Annotated in this window: 14 protein-coding genes and 4 tRNA genes; 3 read left to right on the top strand and 15 right to left on the bottom strand. The window is 35.5% G+C overall.

The window, feature by feature from the left end:
• Positions 1-4: 4 nt before the first annotated feature.
• Positions 5-733, bottom strand: coding sequence for a TrmH family RNA methyltransferase (locus tag DWY01_RS01850; RefSeq protein ID WP_117992638.1), 729 nt, complete (start codon positions 731-733; stop codon positions 5-7).
• A gap of 74 nt (positions 734-807) precedes the next feature.
• Here DWY01_RS01850 and DWY01_RS01845 point away from each other — a divergent pair, with 74 nt between their 5' ends.
• Positions 808-1,965 carry an AI-2E family transporter gene (locus DWY01_RS01845; RefSeq protein WP_158553635.1) on the top strand — a complete coding sequence of 386 codons (1,158 nt, stop codon included), beginning with the start codon at positions 808-810 and terminating at the stop codon, positions 1,963-1,965.
• Between the two features lie 68 nt (positions 1,966-2,033).
• A complete protein-coding gene (locus DWY01_RS01840; RefSeq protein ID WP_117992636.1) occupies positions 2,034-2,918 on the top strand; it encodes a putative manganese transporter in 885 nt (294 codons plus the stop codon).
• A 21-nt stretch (positions 2,919-2,939) separates the two neighbouring features.
• Here DWY01_RS01840 and DWY01_RS01835 read toward each other — a convergent pair whose 3' ends face one another.
• The 6 genes from DWY01_RS01835 to DWY01_RS01810 all read right to left on the bottom strand — a co-directional run bounded on the left by DWY01_RS01835 (position 2,940) and on the right by DWY01_RS01810 (position 3,870).
• The gene (locus DWY01_RS01835; protein ID WP_117992635.1) at positions 2,940-3,134 is read right to left on the bottom strand and encodes a hypothetical protein; all 195 of its coding nucleotides are present in this window, start codon (positions 3,132-3,134) and stop codon (positions 2,940-2,942) included.
• Positions 3,135-3,149: 15 nt separating this feature from the next.
• On the bottom strand, positions 3,150-3,371 hold the full coding sequence (locus DWY01_RS01830; RefSeq protein WP_117992634.1) for a hypothetical protein: 222 nt from the start codon (positions 3,369-3,371) through the stop codon (positions 3,150-3,152).
• A 138-nt stretch (positions 3,372-3,509) separates the two neighbouring features.
• A tRNA-Leu gene (locus DWY01_RS01825) sits at positions 3,510-3,596 on the bottom strand.
• 7 nt (positions 3,597-3,603) lie between these two features.
• Positions 3,604-3,677: transfer RNA gene (locus tag DWY01_RS01820), tRNA-Cys, on the bottom strand.
• A gap of 25 nt (positions 3,678-3,702) precedes the next feature.
• Positions 3,703-3,789, bottom strand: a tRNA-Leu gene (locus DWY01_RS01815).
• A gap of 7 nt (positions 3,790-3,796) precedes the next feature.
• Positions 3,797-3,870, bottom strand: a tRNA-Cys gene (locus tag DWY01_RS01810).
• Positions 3,871-4,036: 166 nt separating this feature from the next.
• Here DWY01_RS01810 and DWY01_RS01805 point away from each other — a divergent pair.
• Complete coding sequence (locus DWY01_RS01805; protein ID WP_117992633.1) at positions 4,037-4,918, top strand: YitT family protein; 882 nt, start codon at positions 4,037-4,039, stop codon at positions 4,916-4,918.
• 288 nt (positions 4,919-5,206) lie between these two features.
• Here the strand turns inward: DWY01_RS01805 and DWY01_RS01800 are convergent, their stop codons facing one another.
• The 8 genes from DWY01_RS01800 to nifJ form a co-directional block, all read right to left on the bottom strand.
• Positions 5,207-5,917, bottom strand: a complete 711-nt coding sequence (locus tag DWY01_RS01800) for a Bax inhibitor-1/YccA family protein (protein ID WP_117992632.1) — start codon at positions 5,915-5,917, stop codon at positions 5,207-5,209.
• Between the two features lies 1 nt (position 5,918).
• A complete protein-coding gene (locus DWY01_RS01795; protein WP_117992631.1) occupies positions 5,919-7,622 on the bottom strand; it encodes a hypothetical protein in 1,704 nt (567 codons plus the stop codon).
• Between the two features lie 94 nt (positions 7,623-7,716).
• Positions 7,717-9,411 carry a proline--tRNA ligase gene (locus DWY01_RS01790; RefSeq protein ID WP_117992630.1) on the bottom strand — a complete coding sequence of 565 codons (1,695 nt, stop codon included), beginning with the start codon at positions 9,409-9,411 and terminating at the stop codon, positions 7,717-7,719.
• An 18-nt stretch (positions 9,412-9,429) separates the two neighbouring features.
• Complete coding sequence (locus tag DWY01_RS01785; RefSeq protein WP_117992629.1) at positions 9,430-10,632, bottom strand: U32 family peptidase; 1,203 nt, start codon at positions 10,630-10,632, stop codon at positions 9,430-9,432.
• Complete coding sequence (locus DWY01_RS01780) at positions 10,625-11,488, bottom strand: peptidase U32 family protein (protein WP_117992628.1); 864 nt, start codon at positions 11,486-11,488, stop codon at positions 10,625-10,627. The genes DWY01_RS01785 and DWY01_RS01780 overlap by 8 nt, the downstream gene beginning before the upstream one ends.
• 264 nt (positions 11,489-11,752) lie before the next feature.
• A complete protein-coding gene (locus DWY01_RS01775; RefSeq protein ID WP_147332146.1) occupies positions 11,753-12,430 on the bottom strand; it encodes an HAD family hydrolase in 678 nt (225 codons plus the stop codon).
• 41 nt (positions 12,431-12,471) lie between these two features.
• A complete protein-coding gene (locus DWY01_RS01770) occupies positions 12,472-13,422 on the bottom strand; it encodes a P1 family peptidase (protein ID WP_117992626.1) in 951 nt (316 codons plus the stop codon).
• A gap of 90 nt (positions 13,423-13,512) precedes the next feature.
• Complete coding sequence (nifJ, locus tag DWY01_RS01765) at positions 13,513-17,061, bottom strand: pyruvate:ferredoxin (flavodoxin) oxidoreductase (protein ID WP_117992625.1); 3,549 nt, start codon at positions 17,059-17,061, stop codon at positions 13,513-13,515.
• Positions 17,062-17,202: the final 141 nt, after the last annotated feature.

Below are 17,202 nucleotides of genomic sequence, written 5' to 3'. Positions count from 1 at the left end.
TATATTAAAATTTCTTCTTTTTTTCTTGTCTTAATATTTCAAAACTAAATACGGCTGCAGCACTGGCTGAATCTAGAGCGTTTCTAAAATCTCTTCCATATTCTACGACAATATTTTGTTTCGAAGCCGAAGTAATGGTTGAGCTTAATCCTCTTAAAGCTCCGCCTAAGCATAAACAGAAATCAGATTCAAAACTATAATCATATAATCCTACGGCATCTTTTCTGTGTGCACATAGAATTGGAAGTTGATTTTTAGCACAATAATCCACTAATTCTTCATCACTATCCACAAAATATATAGGAAGCTTCTCATAGGCTCCAGCACTTGCCTTTAATATTGTTTGTTCGGCAAAGCTCCAGTCTCTTTTAGGTAGGATCATCGCATCACAGCCTGATGCATATAGTGTTCTAGAAATACTTCCTAGATTATATGGATCTTCCACTCCATCAATGTAACATAAAAATCCATGTGCCTTTATATCCGTAAGCTGAGGAATCACTTTTTCTTCAGCTAAAAGTAAGATACCACCATGTGTTTTACCTGTTGCCATATCATTGATTTGTTCACGCGAACAAAAGATAACTTCACAACTTTTATTCTTGGCAAGACTCACTAAATATTTAGTATCCTTAGTATTTTTCTTCTTATCAATATATAATTTTATACAATTTCTTGTACCTGCTTCCAATAGGGCTTTGCAGGAAATGGCCCCTTCAAATATTTTTTCCATAGGTTTATTATAATGTCTTTCTTAATTTTTTTCTAGATGGTATTATATATGGTATGGAAGGAGCCTTGACATACATGCATTTTAAAATCACTCAGGAAATGAAACAAAAAATCATTGTTTATTCCACATCTTTAATTATCGCAATACTCTTTTTCACGATATTGAATAAATTTAAAGATATCAAACAAGCCATCCAATTTATAATAACGATTCTTTTCCCCTTCTTACTTGGTATTGGAATAGCCTTTATCTTAAACAATCCAGAAAAATGGGTTGAAAATAAACTTTTAAAGAATGTACCTCTACAAAAGAATCACAAAAGAATTTTAGCTACATTAATCGTATTTATTTTGGCCATCGGATTTTTGATTTTATTCTTCTCTATCATCATTCCAAATACAGTTGATTCTGTACGCCAATTCTCAACAAATATTGCGGTTTATTCAGATACATTCATTAGTTATACAAAAGATTTTGCGTATCGAATGAATATTTCAGAAAAACAAGTAGAACAAATGTTGATCAACTTTGACATCACAAAAAAAATCACTAGTATAGTAACGGAATCCATTCCTAAAATCGCTTCTTATTCTTATAGCTTTGTGAAGGGATTTATCAATTTAATTCTAGCTTTCGTTTCCGCATTCTATATTTTACTAGACCGTGAAACCTTGGTAAAAGGAATCAAAAAACTGAATTATTCGGTATTTGATAAAAACTTTGCGAACTATTTAACACTATGGACGAATGATGCGAAAACCGTATTTGAACAATACATCGTTGGAAACATCATTGACTCATTTATTGTAGGTGTTTTATGTTATGTGGTGATTTTATTCCTTAAAATCCCATATACAAATATGATTGCTTTAATTATAGGTGTGACAAATGTTATTCCTGTATTTGGACCTTTCTTAGGTGCCATCCCCGTAATTATTATTCTTTGTTTGATTGATCCATTATCTGCCTTAATATTTGCGATTGTGATATTTATCATCCAACAAATCGATGGAAATATCATTAAGCCAATCGTTCTTGGTGATAAGCTAGGTATGTCTGGCTTCTGGATCTTATTCTCCGTTACCGTTGGTGGTGCATTATTTGGTGTTGTTGGAATGTTCTTAGGTGTTCCAATCTTTGCCTTAATTTATGCAGGTATTCACGATTATATTACCGTTCGATTAAGACATAAAAAAATCATAGTAAACGACAAAGCAGGTACTATTGACTAATAGACCTGCTTTTTACGTGCAATTTTTGAAAAAATGTGTATACTTAATAAAGTTAGGAGGAACTACCTTTGAATTTTATAGATATTATTTTAGATACAATACACGATACGTGGGCTATGCTTCCTTTGTTGTATGTCACATATTGTGTTTTAGAAGTTTTTGAAAGAAAAAATACACAAGATGATAAACTTTTCTTCGGGCTACAAAGACTAGGCCCCATACTTGGTGCTTTAGTTGGCCTAATTCCGCAATGTGGCTTTAGTATTTTAGCTGCTATGTTGTTTGTTCAAAACAACATTACGCTAGGAACATTAGTCAGTGTTATGATTGCGACAAGCGATGAAGCCATTCCGATTCTGATTAGTAATCCTAAAATGTATTCATCTTTACTTGGTATATTAGGATTAAAACTCATCATTGCGATTGTCGTAGGATTATTCACCGATCTCGTATTATTCCGTAACCAAAAAATCCTCCGCTTCGAAGATATGGAAGAAGAGGATTATGATGAGGATGAATACGAGGAAGAAGAAAGCTCAGGTTCAAGCTGTCCATGTTGCTATCCTGAGTATCCACTATGGATCAGTGCCCTGTTAAGATCTTTAAAAATCTATGTATTTATCTTTATCACAAGCTTTGTATTAACACTATTAATGGAATGGATTGGCGAAAAGACGCTTTCTATGATTCTTCTTCAAAATAATCTATTCCAACCTATTATTGCTGCTCTATTTGGCTTTATTCCTAACTGCGCAGCTACGGTCGTTCTTACACAGCTTTATACAGCTGGAGAACTTTCATTTGGATCCTTACTTGCAGGGCTTGTCACAAATGCAGGTCTAGGCCTAATTGTAATGATTCGTTATGAAGCAAGAAAGAAAGACATTTTAAGAACCATTTCCATTCTATTTATAACGGGAGTTATCGTAGGAATTGGATTTATGTTATTATAGCCACTATTGTGGCTATTTTTTTCATCTTCGCGGAAAGATCCAGATTTCATAATGTTCCAGATCATACCAAAGCAAAAGAATAAGAACAGTAACAATCAACAAAACAATAGCAAAATACAGCGTACTCATTTTTTCCCCAAATTTATCTGAATTCAATTCAGGATGTGCATCGAGCTCTTCCAGTCTTTTCTTAACTATTTTATCAAGCCAGCTCATAGTTGTTCCTCCTCATTACACTAATATTGGAAATAGAATCGGGAATATATTAATTTCTGGATGATTCCAATCATACCAAAGCGCCAAAACGAATATAGCTGCAAGGATTAGAATCACATAGAATTTAATATTTTTCATTATTTCTTTGTGCTTTTTCGCAAAATCATGCGAATTCAATTCTGGATGTTCATCCAATTCAGCTATTCGCTTTTTAGTTGTTCTATCAATCCAACCCATAATACGTACCTCACTTTAATTATATTTTAGCAATTCAAGTTAAGATATAATTATATATGGTAAACTTGGTCTTTGAGTTGTCCAAATAAGCACAAAAAAAGCTAGAAACAAATGTTTCTAGCTATCTTTTCCAAAAAATGGTGGGGACGGTGGGACTTGAACCCACACGGGATTTCTCCCAACGGATTTTAAGTCCGTTGCGTCTGCCTATTCCGCCACGACCCCATGTGATTGGAGGTTCCGCTCAGATTTGAACTGATGATCACAGAGTTGCAGTCTATTGCCTTACCACTTGGCTACGGAACCGTAACTTGCTGATTTTAATAAACGATGGTGGGGACGGTGGGACTTGAACCCACACGGGATTTCTCCCAACGGATTTTAAGTCCGTTGCGTCTGCCTATTCCGCCACGACCCCATGTGATTGGAGGTTCCGATCAGATTTGGACTGATGATCACAGAGTTGCAGTCTATTGCCTTACCACTTGGCTACGGAACCATTTCGTTGACTGCCCATATATAATACCTCAACACAAAACAAAAAGCAAGAAAAAAATTAATTTTTTTTACATTTTTTAAAAAATAATACATTTTGCCTTTTTGGTTGAACTTATTTATGAAATAGCCTATGATAATATGGCTAGTGTACAAGAGGTATTATATATATGCAACACATTATTCATGAGCTTCAAAAAGAAAAGAAGCTAAGACTATTGACGTCGACCATTATGATTATATTCAGTGCATTTATGCAATGTTATATAATGAATGTGTTTATGGCGCCGTGTAACTTAATCTCTGGAGGATTTACTGGACTTGCCCTATTGATCAATAAAGTTTGTGCTCTATGGAACATTAACTTTCCTACTCAAGTTGGAATCATCGTATTAAATGTTCCTGCTGCCATTCTTTGTTACAAACACATCTCACCAAGATTCACATTTTTGAGCTGCGCACAATTCTTTCTAGTATCCTTCTTTATTTCCATCTTCCATTTTGAACCCTTCTTTAAAGATCAAATTCTTAACGTTTTATTTGGTGGCTTCTTATGGGGATTCTCCATTTCCCTAGCCTTAAGAGCTGGCGGATCTACAGGAGGAACCGATTTTATTGCCCAATACGTTTCAAGTAAGATTCATAGAGGAATCTGGGATTACGTATTCTTTTATAACTGTGCTATGATTATAACCTTTGGTTATTTATGTGGATGGATCTATGCAGGATACTCTATCTTATTCCAATTCCTTTCTACAAAGACAATCTCATCTTTATATCAACGCTATGCACAAATCACCGTTGAATTTACAACAAATGATCCAGACCCACTCATTGATGCTTTTATGGCCTCATGCAGACATGGTATGAGCGTATTTGAATGTTATGGAGCTTACAGTCATCGCAAGTATTATGTATGTAAAGCCGTTATTTCTACATATGAATTAAGAGACGTCATAGATAACGTAAGAAAGGTCGATCCTAAAGTATTGATCAATACTTACAACACTGTTAACTTCTACGGTAATTTCTATCAAAAACCTTTGGAGTAGTATCAACTACTCCTTTTTTTGCTACTGTTTACTTTAAGATACGAAACAATTCATTCTATATAATATTGATAATTTCTACTACCAAGACCATTCCTCTCAATTTAACGCAGTCTAGAGGCATTCTAAAGCTTATGACATAATCATCATGATTAACACACTAAAACGATTTAAATACTTTTATATAGGTTCTCACCCTATCATACATATCATCAAACAAATCTCGTATTTCATCCATTCTAAGCATGAAAAAAGGAAATGCATCATTAAAATACATTTCCTTTTTTAAATTTAGTTATTGTTACGATTTCCCATTCCAATCAATTGTAGAATTCTTAAGAAGATATTCAAGAAATCCAAATACAATTGTAATGCCATGAAGATTGCAATTTTTTCTTGTTCAATAACAGAACCGTCCGATTGAATCAATAGACGATTCATTCTTTGTACATCCCAAGCAGTGATGCCTGTAAAGATTAGAAGTCCAATGATTGAAATCAATCGAACATCCATATTCACTCTAAACAACATCATAAAGCATTGTGTAATGATTAAGACAAAAAGTCCAACCATGCATAATGAGCCAAAGCTTGTAAAATCCTTTTTAGATGTTGTACCAATGACAGCTAAACTAATAAAGTAAACTGCACTGACTAGAAAAGCTGTACCGATTGTAGCTACATCATATACATAGCCAATGGAAGTAAGAGATACTCCCATGCAAGCAGCATAAATCACCAACATGATCTTCATTCCTGTACTTGATGTTGATTTAGCCATCGAAACACCAAATGCAATGGATAAGATAAATGGTGCAATCACAAACAACATAAATAGAAATGGCGCTGCACTTAATAAAATCAATAAGGCATTTGTAGCATATAATCCATAAGATACAATTGCCGTGATGACAAGCGCAATTGCCATCCATGCATAAGACTTCAACAAAGCACTTTTTAAAGTGCTTGTTGAATAATAATTCATTGAATCGTTGTTAAACATATTAGTCCTTTTTCTGAATAAATTGTAGTAATTGCTGAGCTGCAATATTTAATCCTTTACGGTTTGATTTATCAAATCCTAAGTGCGTATAGATTTCACCAACAAATACTCCATTGTCTTCTAGAGCCTGGAACATTGTGTCGATGATTGGTTCACACAATTCTTGTTTTTGCATAGGTCCAAATGGGTTTGCGAAGTAAGTTGTTGAAATACCAACCTCTTGAGTTGTACCCAAAGCCATACGTTTACCTAACTTACAAGTATCCTTTACTTCTTGTACAGTTAATTTCTTTAAACCAAATTCATTTGTGTAGTTGTTTGCATATGCAAATAAATCAATCTTATGGTTGTGAACAACAACACGATAAGGAGCAGCTGGCTGAATCATACGTGCATTTGGGTTTTCTGGAGCCATAAAAATTGAGCGGTCCATGTCACGATATGGAGTTCCTGGATCCAAGTCATCTAAACGAATGAAGGCACCAATTTCAGTTCCCTGACCATATGGCACACCATCCTCTAAATGAATTGTACCCATATCATCAAATACAACTTCAACTTCACGAATCATATCTCCAGCAGCAGCTTTTAATGCTTCAATAGACTCAGATTTACCAGCACCACTATCACCCATCAACATGATACCTTTCTTTGTTCCATCCTTTAAATAGATGTTGACAAAAGCACCATGGATTGGTAACCATCCTTTTTTCATTTGTGCTAAGTTGTGTAGTGTTAAACACATCTTCTTTAAATATCCAAAATATTCAATACGAGGATTATCACTGATACATCCTACCCAAATATCATTGGCATCATCATAATAGAAGTTTGTCGCATCATTTCCATCATCATTACCAAAAATAACAACTAAATCTGGTTTTTGAGCACTTTCTTCTTTTGTAGCCAATTCAAATAAATTAGCCATGCTCAATGCACTAGACATATATTTTGAGTTGAAGTATACAAAACATAATAAAGCTCCAACCTTACAAGGATAACAGAACCAGTTTGATTCTCCCTTATTAAAATATGTCATTGGCTGTGTATCTATTTCAGTAAACATACCAGTACGTTTACTTGATTTTGGATGCAAAATCATTGGAGTTCTTAACATAACTGTATCGATCATCGGAATATCTTGCAATGCAGCATATTCATCAGACCATACCTTATCTAAAGTATGAATAGAGAAACATGCATTTGTACCAGCTTGAACCTGACGATAGACTAGGTTTGGACGTCCCATTAATTTTTCTTCGAACAAACGATAAGTACGAAGTAATAAATCATTGGCTGCAGAATCAAAAGCAACTAATGTATTAATACCAAAATCCGTTGAATTATCGCTCTTCATATATCCAAAACGTTGTAAAGAACGCCAAGTACGATACATTTCTTCAATAACACCTAAAGTTGCAACTTTATTTGAAAGATAATATTCATCTTTTAATTCTTCACAAGTAAAAATTGACAATAAACGTAAGAAATGACAGAAATCATAAGCTGCTTCTTTTGAACTTAATTCTTTATTTTTAGTTAAATAATCATACATTTCAATATTATCCGTTTCCTGATATTCAATAAAATATTGAACGAATTTTGCGAATGTATGAGATTTTAATAAAACCTCACGACTTTTTGGATACGCCAAATTGTAGTTAATAATAACCTGATTGTTAAAAATTTCAATTTTATTTTGCATAATTACACTCCTTTAACTACGACTAATATACATGAAAACCTAATGAAAGTAAATGTGAAACTAAATTTTTTGTTTATATTTCAAGCACAAGCGTTTACATGGCAAAAACTTTTTCGATTTCAGAATAAACATCCTCAATCGCAATTTCACTCTTTTCACCCGTATAACGATCTGTCCACTCAAGCTTGCCTTCTTTTACACCACGACCTACAGTAATACGATAAGGAACACCAATTAATTCCATATCCTTAAATTTAACACCTGGACGCTCATTACGATCATCTAAAATAACTTCGAATTTGTGTTCTTTACAATATTCATATAGATCATTCGCAATCTTGACTTGTTCTTCATCCTTTAATGATACAGGAACGATCGCAAGTCTAAATGGAGCAATTTCAACTGGCCATTTAATACCAAAATCATCATGATGCTGATCCGCAACAGCAGCCATACATCTTTCTAAACCAATACCATAGCTTCCCATCCAAACTGGCTGTAACTGGTTATTGGCATCTGTATAGTATAGATTCATACTCTTAGAATATTTTGTACCCAATTTAAATAAGTTACCAACTTCAATACCATGTTGGAAAGTTAACTTCTTACCACACTTAGGACAAATATCCCCTTCTTTAACCTGACAAAGATCTGCCACTTCAACAGGCTCAAAATCTTTACAGTTTACATTCTTAATGTGACGATCCGACTGGTTAGCACCTACAATGAAGTTTTTCATATGTTTGATTTGACGATCCATATATACTGGGCAGTCAATACCAACTGGACCTGCAAAACCAACACGAGCATGTGTTACCTTTTCAACTTCTTCAAAACTTGCCATTTCCATTTCATTTGCACCTAATAATTTCAATGCCTTTGTTTCATTTAATTCACGATCCCCAGGAATACAGAATGCGATGACCTTTCCATCCACGTTATATAGTAATGTTTTGACAAAGTCACTTTCCTTTTTACCAAAGAAAGCAGCCACCTCTTCAATTGTTTTTGCGTTTGGCGTATCAACAACTTCCATAGCTAATTCTTCTTCGCAAGAATCTTCCATTGTGTCTACTACTTCTGTGATTTCTAGATTACTAGAATAGTCACAACCTTCACATCCAACAACAACGTCTTCACCAATACTTGATAGAGCCTGATATTCTTCTGATAATAAACCACCCATAGCTCCAGTATCCGCTTTAACGATCTTATATTCCAAGCCTAAACGATCCATGATACGGCAATACGCATCATACATTTTGTTGTAGGCAACATCTAATCCAGCTTCATCCACATCAAATGTATACGCATCCTTCATAATAAATTCACGAACACGAATCAAGCCATAACGAGGACGTGTTTCATCACGATATTTTGTCTGAATTTGATACAAGTTATAAGGGAAATCCTTGTAAGATTTTCCATCCATACTACTTGCGACCGCAAATAATTCTTCATGTGTTGGGCCCAAAACATATCGCTTATTGTAACGATCACTCAATGAAAACATGTTTGATCCAAAAGCTTCACGACGACCAGATTGTACATATACATCTTCTGGAATCAATGCAGGCATCAACAATTCTTGTGCATCTTTCGCATCCATTTCTTCACGAATAATATTTTCTACTTTAGAAAGAACCTTCTTTCCCATAGGCATGATCATATAAATTCCATTTGAACATTTTTTGATCATTCCTGCACGCACCAATAAATTACTTGATACGCTATCTTCATCTTTCGCATTTTCTCTTAATGTATAAAAGAAACTTTGACTTAATTTCATCTTTACTTACCTCTCCTGCTATCTTATCTTACGAATCATCGCATCTATTTCTATAGGCCCAGACCATTTTGTATGCACAATCTGCATTGGCTTATTACATACCTCTAACACATTCTCTTCACTATCATATACATCATCTACATGTACGATCGTACTTGGAATGTGTGGTCCAAATATTTCTAAATCTTGATTTGGCATAAAATGATTCTTCACCTGTAAAGTCGCAATTTGACTTTCAGCATCATAATCCTGCACAATGGCCACATATTCCTGTGTCACTGTTTCATCATGATCTTGATACAACTGCACCTTATATCCAGGAAGACCATTATAGAAGCCCGGTCCTGTCGGTCGATTTTCGGCCTTTGCGATTTCCTTTTTCACACGCTCAATAATTTTAACGTCCGCATGCCCATGCTCATATATATAGTCAATCAACATACGATAACTTGATACCACCGTAGCTAAATAATAAGCGCTCTTCATACGGCCCTCTATCTTCAATGAGGCTACTCCCATATGAATGAAATCTTCAATATAATCTACGGCCTGTAGATCCTTTGAAGACATGGAGAATAAATTTGTCGGATCACTTAATTCAGTTTCGCCCTCCATTAAATGATATTTCCAACGACAGCTTTGTGCACATCCACCACGATTCGCATCACGAAGCGTCATATGATTACTCAATACACAACGTCCTGAAAATGAAATACACATACCTCCGTGAATAAAGACTTCAATTGGAAGAATATTCTCTTCACAAATCGAACGAATATCATCTATTTGACATTCTCTAGCCAATACGACACGATCCATACCCTTTTCTTTCCAGAATCTTGCAGCACTCGAATTGGTTGAAGAATGCTGCGTAGATACATGCACTTCAAACTTACATCCAAGCTTTTTTGCCAACATCATAATCGATGGGCTTGCCACAATAATCGCATGTACACCAATCGAATCTAACGTTTTTAAATAGTCTTCAATTCCATCTAAATCCGACTCATGCGGAAGCATATTGACAGTTACATGCACATGAGAATTGTGTGCATTCGCAAACTGAACTAGTTCAGCAATTTCATCAATGGAAAAGTTACTAGCACGAGAACGTAAACTAAATTGCTTTCCACCAATATATACGGCATCTGCACCATATAAAATCGCAATCTTTGCCTTTTCTAAATTTCCAGCAGGAGCTAATAATTCAATCTTATTCATTTACTTGCTCCTCCTTTTTCTTAATTGTCTCTTCTAAATACCAACGATTTGTAGATTCATCATCCGTGATCTTAATCCCTTGTAACGCTAGATCATATAAATCTAAGATTTCTACGGTCCAATCATCATCAAAGAATAAAGAATCAATACGGAAGCGGTGCATTCCAACATCCGTAAAATCCCACATCTCTTGTAAAGAGTTGATAGGCATTTCACTAAAGATATGTGTACCTGTTTCATCTTGTACGATTGGCATACGCTGCTCACGTGTTTGTTCAATCAAGTCATAATGACACGGTAGTGAACAAACCGGCTTGTTTACAGCCTCTAAATAGTTAGTGACCAAAGGTCTTCTCGAATATAGAATTGAGAAATACCCATGTACTAAGATTTCAATGTTCGGATTATGCTTTCCAATACTTACCACTTCTTCAAGACTCAATTCATGCGCTAAAGATACAGACTGAATGCCTAAAGACATATAGAAATCAACATCTGCACTTGAAGCCACTAATGTTTCGGGTTGATAAATCAATTTCGATTCAATACCCAATTGTTTTGCCTCATAATATAGACCTTCATCCGCATAGTAAATACCATCCACATCTATATCCTTAAAAATAGTAAAATATTCACGTACACCCGATAGATCTTCATCCATACAAAGTCTTAAAAAGTTAATATATAGTTTTAGGCCCAACTTATTACACTTCTTCTTCCAAAACTGTAAATCCTCTTTTTTTACCGTAATACTTGAACGAATCGAATAATGTTCAACTCCAATAATTACAGCATCGGCCTTTGCCCTTTTTAATTTTTCTAATGAATCAATAGAATGAATTGTTGTTATAAACATAATTACTCCTTATCAAAACATACAGATTTATTTTACCACAAATGTGATTTTATGCCTACTTAACCTCCTATTTAAATCGGACTTAATTTCATATATACTTATATTAGAAGATACTATATGAACAAACAAACACTTAATAAGAGATTTGAAGATTACAATGAACCCACAGAGCAAGAAGAAATATGATCGGATGAAATCATTGGTGAGGAAGAATTGTAGAAAAAAAGAATGCCATTACGACATTCTTAACAAGGCTAGTTCAATCTAGTCTTTTTTTATCAATTCAACCAATTCTTCAGCCGAATATACCACATGATCTGCACAAGGACCACTTGCCTGATGATGACGATTAAAATGAATCGTCTTCATGCCTGCACTTTTAGCCCCCTGCATATCATTGATATAGTTATCACCCACATAATACCATTCAGTAATATCTTCCTGCATTGCATCCATACACTTTTTAAATGCCTTCACATCCGGTTTTGCGACACCAATTTGACCACTCGTAAATACATTTTCAGGTTTAAAATAATCAAAGACATGAAGCACTTCTAATTTCATTCTTTGATGCGCGTCCTCTCCATTTGTCAAAATCGCAAGTTCATCTTCACAATTTGAAAAATAATCAATCAATGGTGCATCCATTTCAATATGATGCTGATAATATTTATAGCGAGACTGAAACTCTACAGCACTTTCATGACTCAATTCAATCCCATACTTTTCACAAGCCTTTTCAATACGATAAACGCCAGATTCATCAATCGTAATCTTTCCTTGTTGAAGCTGATCAAAAATCAAATCCCCAAACTTACGATAATCCGCATAAAATAAATCCATATCCACATCTACATCCGAAAGGAATTCTTCCATACACTTGCGAAATGGCCAAGATAAATCATAAAGTGTATCATCACAATCAAACATTAATTTCTTCATATAATCACCAGATGAAATATAACACAAAAGTGAAGATTCGACTACTGAATCTTCACTTGATTTAAACACTTACGAACATGTCCAGACTGACCTGTTACTTCTTCATTTTCAATCAACGATAAATGCACAGCTTCTTTACAAGATTCAATGGCTGCATCAAATACAACATTGATCTTATTGTCATTGATTTGTGTTAAAGAATGAATTTCGTCAGGTCCAAAACGATTTGCTGTACTAAACGCAATCGCAATATCACCTGAACCATTGCCCATATGCGATCCTGTTAAAGCTAAACCAACTGGCATTCTGTTACAAACTCTATGAAGCTGACGATCACTTAATGGAGCATCAGTCGCAATGATCATCATGATTGAACCTTTTTCTTGTTCTAAAGGTAAAACATTACTCTCTACTTTATCCAATAAATATTGTTCTCTTAAACCAAAATTTGATAAAACCAAAACACCTAAAGTATATGTATTTCCATCAATTTCAAAAACTCTTGAACTTGATCCAATACCACCTGACATTTCAAAACAAGACATGCCTCGCCCTGCTCCAACACTGCCGAGTTCAAACTCCTTTTTACAATCCCTATAGGCATCATAAACATCTTCCTTTGTAACAACACAATCGCGAATCGCATTTAAATAACCGTCATTACATTCTCCAACAACGACATTCACACTCGTTAGATCTTCGTTTTCTTTGACCATGATATCGACTAAGGCTTGTTGAACAACACCCACATTTAAAGTATTTGTCAAACAAATATAGCTTTCTAGTGTTCCCAACTCCATAATTTGTGGTAAGCCAGTCGTCTTTCCAAAACCATTTAGAATGCTACATCCACAAGCTAGCTTTTGATGAAATACATCTTCAGCTGTACGAATAAATGTCACACCTGTTTGATGCGTTTTTGAACAGATTGTCTTATGTCCGACAAGTACACCTTCTACATCTGTAATTCGATTTAATTTGCCTTTTTCCATAATTAAACACCTCTTAAAACTATTATAATGAATTTAAAAATTTTTCACAAAAAAAGAAGCTGAAATTAATCAGCTCCTTCATTTATTTTCTTACTTGTAAAGTTCAACTAAACGTTGTAAGTGTTCGTAACGTTCTTTAGCTACTTCTTCTGACTTAGCAAATAATTTTTCTGCTCTTTCAGGGAATGGTTTCACTAAACGAGTGTAACGAGATTCGTTGTGTAAGAAGTCTTGGTAAGTTCCATCTCCTTCTTTAGAAGTTAATGTGAATGGGTTCTTTCCTGCTTCTTTCTTAGCTGGATCAAATGAGAATAAGTTCCAGTATCCAGATTTAACAGCTTTCTTCATTTCATCTTGACAGTGGTTCATTCCACCCTTAGCAATACCGTGTAATTCACATGGTGCATAACCGATGATTAAAGATGGTCCTGGATAAGCTTCTGCTTCAGCAATACATTTAACTGCTTGTGCAGGGTTAGCTCCAAGAGCGATTTGTGCTACATAAACGTATCCGTAGCTCATTGCGATTTCTGCTAAAGATTTTTTCTTCATTTCTTTACCAGCTGCAGCGAACTGACAAACTTCACCGATGTTAGATGCTTTAGAAGCCTGTCCACCAGTGTTTGAATACATTTCTGTATCGAATACCATAACGTTTACGTTTTCACCTGATGCAAGAACGTGGTCTAATCCACCGAATCCGATATCATAAGCCCATCCGTCTCCACCGAAGATCCAAACAGATTTCTTAGCTAAGTATTCTTTCTTGTCTAATACAGCCTTAGCATCTGGACATCCAGCTTCAGCAGCTTTTTCTACTTCTACTAATAATGCCTTAGTTGCTTCTGTGTTAGTGCGAGTATTTTCTTTAGTTTCCATGAACTTATCGAATGCAGCCTTGAATTCAGGAGTTGCTTTTTCGCTTTCGTTCATAGCGCCTAATTTTTCGATAGCTTGTTCACGTAATACTTTTTGTCCTAATTGCATACCGAAACCGTGTTCAGCATTGTCTTCGAACAATGAGTTAGCCCATGCTGGTCCTTGTAAGCTGTCTTTGTTTACTGTATATGGAGATACAGATGCTGGACCACCCCAAATTGAAGAACATCCAGTCGCATTTGATACATACATGTGTTCACCGAATAATTGAGTAATTAAACGAGCATAAGATGTTTCAGCACATCCAGCACATGATCCAGAGAACTCTAACAATGGCTGGTTGTATTGAGATCCCTTAACAGTATCATCAGCGAATCCAGAATCTTTCTTAGAAACATTAGCTACTAAGTAATCGAATACTGGTTGTTGTTCAGCTTGAGATTCTTGAGGTACCATCTTGATAGCTTGAGTTGGACATACAGTGATACATTCACCACATCCCATACAATCTAATGGAGATACGCTCATTGTATATTTAAATTCTGTAGCTTTTGGTTTAACATCAGCTAATTTGATTTGTGCAGGAGCAGCTTTCACTTCTTCTTCGCTCAATAAGAATGGACGAATTGTAGCGTGAGAACATACGAATGCACATTGGTTACATTGGATACATTTTTCAGGATCCCATTCAGGAACTGTAACAGCTGTACCACGTTTTTCGTAAGCACTAGCACCAGTTTCCCATTGACCATCGATGTTTCCAGTAAATGCAGATACAGGTAATGAATCTCCATCCATTTTGTTAACTGGTTCCATGATGTCTTTAACCATCTTAACTGTTGCAGGACGTCCTGACAATTCAGGTTTTGGAGCATCAGCTTCTGGGTTAGCCCAAGATGCAGGGATTTCAACTTTGTGAGTTGCACCTACACCAGCATCGATTGCTTTGTAGTTCATTTCTACAACTGCATCACCCTTCTTAGAGTAAGATTTCTTAGCAGCTGCTTTCATGTAATCTACAGCTTCATCAATTGGCATAATGTTAGCTAATTTGAAGAATGCTGATTGTAGGATTGTGTTTGTACGTTTACCCATACCGATTTCGATAGCTTTATCAATGGCATTGATTGTGTACAATTGAATATTGTTGTCTGCGATATATTTTTTAGATTCAGCAGGCATGTGTTTGTCTAATTCTTCGTCTGACCATTGGCAGTTGATCATGAATACACCACCAGGTTTAACGTCTTGAACCATCTTGTATCCATTTACTACATATGAAGGGTTGTGACAAGCTACGAAGTCAGCCTGGTTAATGTAGTATGGGCTACGGATTGGTTTGTCTCCAAAACGCAAGTGAGAAATTGTGATACCACCTGTTTTCTTAGAGTCATATTGGAAGTAAGCCTGAATGTATTTGTCAGTGTGGTCACCGATGATCTTAGTAGAGTTCTTGTTAGCACCTACAGTACCGTCTCCTCCAAGACCCCAGAATTTACATTCAACAGTTCCTGGAGTTGAAGTATTAGGAGCTGGTTTAACTTCTGGCAATGATAAGTTTGTTACGTCATCCACGATACCAATTGTAAAACGAGGTTTTGGTTCGTCTTTTAACAATTCAGTGTAAACAGCGAATACACTTGAAGGTGGAGTATCCTTAGATCCTAAACCATAACGTCCACCGCAAAGAGTGATGTCATTTAATCCTGCTTCGCGAAGTGTTGTAGCTACATCTAAGTATAATGGGTCAGCTAGAGCACCTGGTTCTTTAGTACGGTCAAGTACTGCAACTTTCTTAGCTGTCTTAGGAAGAACTTTTAATAAGTGTTTGCTTGACCAAGGACGATATAAACGAACCTTAACTAAACCAACTTTTTCTCCTTTTGCAGTTAAGTAGTCGATAACTTCTTCAGCAACGTCATTGATAGAACCCATAGCGATGATTACACGATCAGCTTCAGGATCTCCATAGTAGTTGAACAAGTCATAGTTTGTTCCTAATTTTTCATTGATTTTACCCATGTATTTTTCTACTACAGCAGGTAATTCATCATATGCAGTGTTACATGCTTCACGGTGCTGGAAGAAAATATCTCCATTTTCGTGAGAACCACGCATAGTTGGACGTTCTGGATTTAAAGCGTGTTTACGGAATTCTTCAACAGCTTCCATTGGACACATTTCTTTTAAATCTTCATAGTCCCATTTTTCGATTTTTTGAATTTCGTGAGAAGTACGGAATCCATCAAAGAAGTTAATGAATGGTACTTTTCCTTCTAAAGCAGCTAAGTGAGCTACTGGAGATAAGTCCATAACTTCCTGTGGGTTAGTTTCACATAACATAGCGAAACCTGTTTGACGACAAGCATAAACGTCTGAGTGATCACCAAAGATGTTCAATGCGTGAGTTGCAACTGTACGTGCAGATACATCGAATACACATGGTAATTGTTCAGCAGCGATCTTGTACATGTTTGGAATCATCAATAATAAACCTTGAGATGCAGTGAATGTATTAGTCAATGCACCAGCAGCTAATGATCCGTGAACAGCACCAGCAGCACCTGCTTCTGATTGTAATTCACTTACAACTACTTGATTTCCAAAAATATTTTTTTGTCCAGCTGCAGACCATTGGTCAATAGAGTCTGCCATTGGACTAGATGGAGTAATAGGATAAATTGCAGCGACGTCTGTAAAAGCATACGCAACGTGAGCCGCAGCCGTATTTCCATCCATAGACTGTTTTGCTCTAGGCATTAATATTTCCTCCTTTATAGATATTCAATACCATAGTTTATTATACGAGCTTCATGTCAAATTTTAAAGATTAAATTGCTTATAGGGGTTAGTTGTGTCTAATTTGTAAGCGTATAAAAAAGAGACGTAAACACTTGCTTA

It is taken from the genome of Eubacterium sp. AF22-8LB (genome assembly GCF_003458715.1).
GTDB lineage: Bacteria > Bacillota_I > Bacilli_A > Erysipelotrichales > Erysipelotrichaceae > Holdemanella.
The sequence above is the reverse complement of the archived record's forward strand: the minus strand, read 5'-3'. Positions and strand labels throughout refer to the sequence as shown.

Bases quoted from the DNA above. Each gene is read 5' to 3' on its own strand.
- DWY01_RS01835 (WP_117992635.1), bottom strand. From the start codon at position 3,134: ATGAGCTGGCTTGATAAAATAGTTAAGAAAAGACTGGAAGAGCTCGAT.
- nifJ (WP_117992625.1), bottom strand. From the start codon at position 17,061: ATGCCTAGAGCAAAACAGTCTATGGATGGAAATACGGCTGCGGCTCAC.
- DWY01_RS01795 (WP_117992631.1), bottom strand. From the start codon at position 7,622: ATGCAAAATAAAATTGAAATTTTTAACAATCAGGTTATTATTAACTAC.
- DWY01_RS01790 (WP_117992630.1), bottom strand. From the start codon at position 9,411: ATGAAATTAAGTCAAAGTTTCTTTTATACATTAAGAGAAAATGCGAAA.
- DWY01_RS01845 (WP_158553635.1), top strand. From the start codon at position 808: ATGCATTTTAAAATCACTCAGGAAATGAAACAAAAAATCATTGTTTAT.
- DWY01_RS01850 (WP_117992638.1), bottom strand. From the start codon at position 733: ATGGAAAAAATATTTGAAGGGGCCATTTCCTGCAAAGCCCTATTGGAA.
- DWY01_RS01775 (WP_147332146.1), bottom strand. From the start codon at position 12,430: ATGAAGAAATTAATGTTTGATTGTGATGATACACTTTATGATTTATCT.
- DWY01_RS01830 (WP_117992634.1), bottom strand. From the start codon at position 3,371: ATGGGTTGGATTGATAGAACAACTAAAAAGCGAATAGCTGAATTGGAT.
- DWY01_RS01800 (WP_117992632.1), bottom strand. From the start codon at position 5,917: ATGTTTAACAACGATTCAATGAATTATTATTCAACAAGCACTTTAAAA.
- DWY01_RS01770 (WP_117992626.1), bottom strand. From the start codon at position 13,422: ATGGAAAAAGGCAAATTAAATCGAATTACAGATGTAGAAGGTGTACTT.
- DWY01_RS01805 (WP_117992633.1), top strand. From the start codon at position 4,037: ATGCAACACATTATTCATGAGCTTCAAAAAGAAAAGAAGCTAAGACTA.
- DWY01_RS01785 (WP_117992629.1), bottom strand. From the start codon at position 10,632: ATGAATAAGATTGAATTATTAGCTCCTGCTGGAAATTTAGAAAAGGCA.
- DWY01_RS01780 (WP_117992628.1), bottom strand. From the start codon at position 11,488: ATGTTTATAACAACAATTCATTCTATTGATTCATTAGAAAAATTAAAA.